This is a genomic window from Arthrobacter sp. CAN_A2, assembly GCF_015752045.1.
Taxonomy (GTDB): Bacteria; Actinomycetota; Actinomycetes; order Actinomycetales; family Micrococcaceae; genus Arthrobacter_D.
This window is the reverse complement of sequence record NZ_JADOUS010000043.1, coordinates 1-4,631: the sequence shown is the minus strand read 5'-3', so window position 1 is coordinate 4,631 and position 4,631 is coordinate 1. Positions and strand designations below refer to the sequence as shown.

6 protein-coding genes are annotated in these 4,631 nt (G+C 61.5%); 3 read left to right on the top strand and 3 right to left on the bottom strand.

Going from position 1 to position 4,631, the window contains the following annotated elements; genetic code table 11:
• Nucleotides 1-64: 64 nt before the first annotated feature.
• The gene (locus IWX63_RS16360) at nt 65-538 is read left to right on the top strand and encodes a recombinase family protein (RefSeq protein ID WP_334685951.1); all 474 of its coding nucleotides are present in this window, start codon (nt 65-67) and stop codon (nt 536-538) included.
• 68 nt (nt 539-606) lie between these two features.
• Here the strand turns inward: IWX63_RS16360 and fmdA are convergent, their stop codons facing one another.
• Genes fmdA through IWX63_RS16345 form a run of 3 tightly spaced genes read right to left on the bottom strand, consistent with a single transcriptional unit; the run spans nt 607 to nt 2,871 of the window.
• Nucleotides 607-1,863, bottom strand: a complete 1,257-nt coding sequence (gene fmdA, locus IWX63_RS16355; RefSeq protein WP_199279211.1) for a formamidase — start codon at nt 1,861-1,863, stop codon at nt 607-609.
• Between the two features lie 36 nt (nt 1,864-1,899).
• Entirely contained in the window at nt 1,900-2,190 is a 291-nt protein-coding gene (locus IWX63_RS16350; protein WP_199279210.1) for an FmdB family zinc ribbon protein, read from the bottom strand.
• A gap of 42 nt (nt 2,191-2,232) precedes the next feature.
• The gene (locus tag IWX63_RS16345) at nt 2,233-2,871 is read right to left on the bottom strand and encodes an AmiS/UreI family transporter (protein WP_199279209.1); all 639 of its coding nucleotides are present in this window, start codon (nt 2,869-2,871) and stop codon (nt 2,233-2,235) included.
• A gap of 544 nt (nt 2,872-3,415) precedes the next feature.
• Here IWX63_RS16345 and IWX63_RS16340 point away from each other — a divergent pair.
• Nucleotides 3,416-4,150 (top strand): fluoride efflux transporter FluC, encoded by a 735-nt coding sequence (locus tag IWX63_RS16340; RefSeq protein WP_334685950.1) that lies wholly within the window; start codon nt 3,416-3,418, stop codon nt 4,148-4,150.
• On the top strand, nt 4,147-4,536 hold the full coding sequence (crcB, locus tag IWX63_RS16335; protein WP_199279208.1) for a fluoride efflux transporter CrcB: 390 nt from the start codon (nt 4,147-4,149) through the stop codon (nt 4,534-4,536). The genes IWX63_RS16340 and crcB overlap by 4 nt, the downstream gene beginning before the upstream one ends.
• Nucleotides 4,537-4,631: the final 95 nt, after the last annotated feature.

Sequence of the window (4,631 nt, the reverse complement as noted above, 5' to 3'; positions counted from 1 at the left end):
AAATGCAGTGTGGTAACTACATTTTCCCACGTCAGGGGCACCTTTCAGCTCTTAACACGCCTCGCTGAACCGCCCTCATGAAAGCCCGAGGTTAGCGAAGCGGCCGGCCCTTGATGATGCTCTGGAGTATTTGCGGGCGGGGGACACCTTGGTGGTGATGAAATTGGACCGGTTGGGTCGGTCGGTGCGGAATCTGAAGGAAGTCGTCGACGGGCTCGAGCGGCGGGGTGTCGGGTTGAAGGCTCTGTCGCAGGGCATTGATACGACGACCCCGGGTGGGCGGTTGTTCTTCCACATGCTGGCGGCGATTGCAGAGTTCGAACACGATCTGATCGTGGAGCGCACGAGGGATGGTCTGGCTGCGGCCAGGGCTCGGGGTCGGACGGGTGGTGGCCGGGTGAAGATGACGCCCAATAGGGCCCGGCAGGCGCGAGCGATGTATGACGAGAAGACGTACACGGTGCAGCAGATCGCCGAGACGTTCGGGGTCTCCCGGGGCACCATCTACAGGCACCTCGGCGATGACGCCAGAGTCTGAGATGCAGCGACGCGCGGAGCCGGTGCCGGCGCCGGAAACTCCGGCACCGGCACAACGGTAACCTCCTCCTAGGTGTTGTTCGATTTTGGCGCGCCCATGCCGGGGTCGATCCTGTGCGGGCCGGCGGCGGAGGGTCGGATATCGAAGTCGAAGATCGCCGTGGGGAGGTAGACGGTCGAGCAGGAGTTGGGGATGTCCACGACGCCCGACAGCCGGCCCTCGATCGGCGCCGATCCCAGCAGCAGGTAGGCCTGCTCCGGGCTGTAGCCGAACTTCGTCAGGTAGTCGATCGCGTGCAGGCATGCCCGCTGGTAGGACAGGTGCGAATCGAGGTAGTGCTGCTTGCCGTCGAGGGTCACGGAGGTGCCCGAGAACGCGATCCATTCGCTGTACCGGGGCTCGATGATGCCGGGCATGAAGATCGCGTTCTCGCTCACGCCGTAGGTGTCCATGCCGCCCTTGATGACATCGACGCGGAGGTCGATGAAGCCGCCCATCTCGATCGCACCGCAGAAGGTGATCTCGCCGTCGCCCTGCGAGAAGTGGAGATCGCCCAGGGACAGGTTCGCGCCGTCTACGAACACGGGGTAGAAGATCCGGGAGCCCTTCGACAGGTTCTTGATGTCCTGGTTGCCGCCGTTCTCCCGGGGCGGTGCGGTGCGGGCCGCCTCTCCTGCCACGCGGTCGAACTCGGACGCCGGCAGGCTCCCGAGCAGGGCGTGCTCCGCCTCGGGCGGCAGCGCGAGCGGGGGGACGCGATGCGGGTCGGTGGCAATCAGGTCTCCCTCACGTTTGTTCCACTTCGCCAGCAGGTCCGCGGAGGGCGCGGTGCCCATCAGGCCCGGGTGGATGAGACCGACATACGACACCGCCGGCACATGGCGTGAGGTCGCCACCTGTCCGTTGAAGTCCCAGATGGCCTTGTAGGCGTCGGGGAACTGCTCGGTCAGGAACCCGCCGCCGTTGTTCCGCGAGAAGATCCCGGTGTAGCCCCACCCCTGCCCGGCAAGCGGACCCGAGTCCTCTTGGGGAATCGGCCCGACGTCCAGGATGTCGACGACGAGGAGGTCCCCCGGTTTCACTCCTTCGACCGCGAAGGGGCCGCTGAGCTTGTGGACGGTGAGCAGCGGGGCATTGAGGATGTCGTCGGCGGAATCGTCGTTGACGATGGCGCCGTCGAACCATTCCCGGCAGTGGACCCTGAAGGATTCTCCGGGCTTCACCGTGGCTACCGGGGGGATCTCGGGGTGCCACCGGTTGTGGCCGACTTTCTCCTGGTCCTCGAACTTCCTGCTCGAATCGAGGGGGAATATGACGTCAGGCATTTCATCTCCTTTGATGGTTGGCGTCGCGCTCCATGACTAGGGTCGCGGCAATTTCCTGTGAAGCGGATTCGTCGAGTAGATGGGGCTGGCGCTTCTGCCGGTGGTCGGGAGGCCCCCGGATACCACCGTGGGCTCCGATGCACTGCGCTCGGTCGAGTCGATCAGCTGGAACGCCGCTGTCCCTGTCCTGGAGACATGGGGGGCACTGATCTTTCGCCGGGCAGGCTGCCCGCAGGTCGGACAGGCATCCTCTGCGGGTGCGGCCCCCATGAGGCGGATGATTTCGTACACATCGCATCGAGGGCATCGATACTCGTAGATCGGCATTCAGTGCACCTTACTTCCCGATAGTTTTCCTGCAGCGAACAATTAAGCAGGCGAGACCGCCACGTCCTGGGGCGTCGCTGCCTTGCCGCGCGGAATACCTCTCCTGCCAAGGAAGAACGCTGCACCCAGGGATACAGCCGCTGCAACTGCTACAAGCATCGCCAAGCCGGTATTCGTCTCGTACCTGCCCACGAGTAAAAAGAACGCAGGGATCGTTCCTGTCAGGTGGGCGACGAAGATCGTGAACCAACCGGTGGGATAAGCCAGCGATTCCCTTCCCAGGCCCAGCAGGAGAAAGAACAGCAGCCACAGGACGGCCCAGGTCCACCAGATGACGCCGAAGACGGGATCCCCGACGAGGGTGAACTGGAGGGTGCCGATCACGACGGCACATACAGCGACGAACAGGGAGAACCACCCCAGACCCTCCCCGCCGATACCGGTCATTTGGAGTATCCCTACATACAGGTATGTGAATCCGAACAGGTACAGACCGGCGGCACCGAAGATGGTGGGAAGGTCATTGTCTGCCTGGATGAGGATAATTGTGGGAAAAACGACCTGCATCGTTCCGACAAAGAAGTTTAGGATTGCGGCCGATTTGCCCGGGACCAGCCCGATGAGCATGAGTCCGTTGATGAAAAGAACTGCGCCGACGTATAACAAACCAACACTGCTCATGTTCGCTCCATCGCGATACGAAGAGTGGGATATTGATAATGGGAGACTATTTCCGGTTGCAGCTGTTGCTGGTTCAGAAATGGCGATAGAAATCAACGAAATGCAGTTGTGATCGCGATCCTAGCGCTACCCATTTTTGCTGTCAATGACTCTGGCCACCGAAACCACGGGGCCGTGGAGAAGATCGACGGCGTTGTCGCTGTGTGGCTGGCCCGTGATCAGCACCGCCCCGTGATCTTGATACCCAGCCCGAGAGCGCAACATTCCCGCGGGTAACTTACGAGCCGACTTCACCACCAGATGGGCAGGCGGTAGCAGGAGCTGTCGATGACGTAGTAGGAGCACGCCCTGTGAGTCCATTAGACGAGGACGGGAGACGCTGAATCTGTGAGGATCGGGTTCGTCAGTCTCTCTGGTTCATCGATGCAGCCGGTTCCCTGGCCCACTATTGTGGGCAATGATGAAGGATCCGCCAACGCGTATCTGCCCGACCCGCCACAGAAGGTTGATGGTCCCCCCTTTCTTCGAAGGAGGCAGGTGCCTCGTGACCTCGAACGACCAGCCCGATCTGACTAGTCAGCCGTCCTCGACTGATGAGCACCTGCCTTCACGGTCCTCGCCTGCGGGCCGTATTCCCGACGCTCTGCCCATCGATAGTGACGTAGATTCGTTTCGCCCTTCAGCAGGCAGTGATTTCTCCTCCTCCGGGCAAAATAGCAGCACAGAACGTGCTGCTCACCATCAGCTCGAGCTCATTGGCTTGGTGTTTATTGGGGGGTTCTTCGGCACTCTGAGCAGGTACGGCCTCACCTACTTGCTGGGGTCTCCGGACGGGTTTCCTGTCTCCACGCTGGTGGAAAACGTGACCGGCGCGTTCCTGCTCGGTGTTCTCCTGGAAGGACTTAGCAGGCGAGACCCCGACCGTGGCAAGCGCCGTCATCTACGCCTGCTCCTTGGGACCGGTTTCCTGGGCGGATTCACCACCTACAGTTCCTTCGCCGTCGACGCAGTCCACCTCGCGGGTGCCGGCGAAACGTACGGAGCTATCATGTACGTCGCGCTCACGATTCTCCTCGGTGCTGCCGCCAGCTTCGCCGGGATCTGGTGCGCCTCGACCCAGTATCAGCGCCGCCATGAGCATGCCAGAGAACTAAATCTTGAACCGCTGACACCTGCTGATCAGCGGTCCAATCCAGCCTCAGACGCCGCTTCACACAAACAACCGGAACGAAGTGCCCCCGGTCACCTTCCAGTCAATACTGATTGGAGGGCCCCATGAGTGTCGTTACGCTACTGGCCCTGGCCGCAGCTGGTGGTGCAGGAGCCGCGCTCCGCTTCGTCCTCGATGGCACTATCCGATCCCGGCTAAGGACCTCGCTGCCCGTAAGCACGATGGTCATCAATATTAGTGGTTCCCTGCTCCTCGGGATCCTCGTCGGCGTCGTCGAGTCTTGTCATGATATGCAACCGCTCTTCACGATCGTGGGCGTCGGCTTTCTGGGCGGTTACACAACGTTCAGCACCGCCAGCCTGGAAACCGTAAGACTCATTCAGACTAGGAAGACACGCCAAGCACTGATCTCTGGACTGGGAACCCTCGTCCTCGCGGTCACCGCTGCAGCAGCCGGGATCGGCATTGGTGCCTGGTGGGGGACGCTGCCCTAGCCTCGGGCTTTCATGAGGGCGGTTCAGCGAGGCGTGTTAAGAGCTGAAAGGTGCCCCTGACGTGGGAAAATGTAGTTACCACACTGCATTTTCAT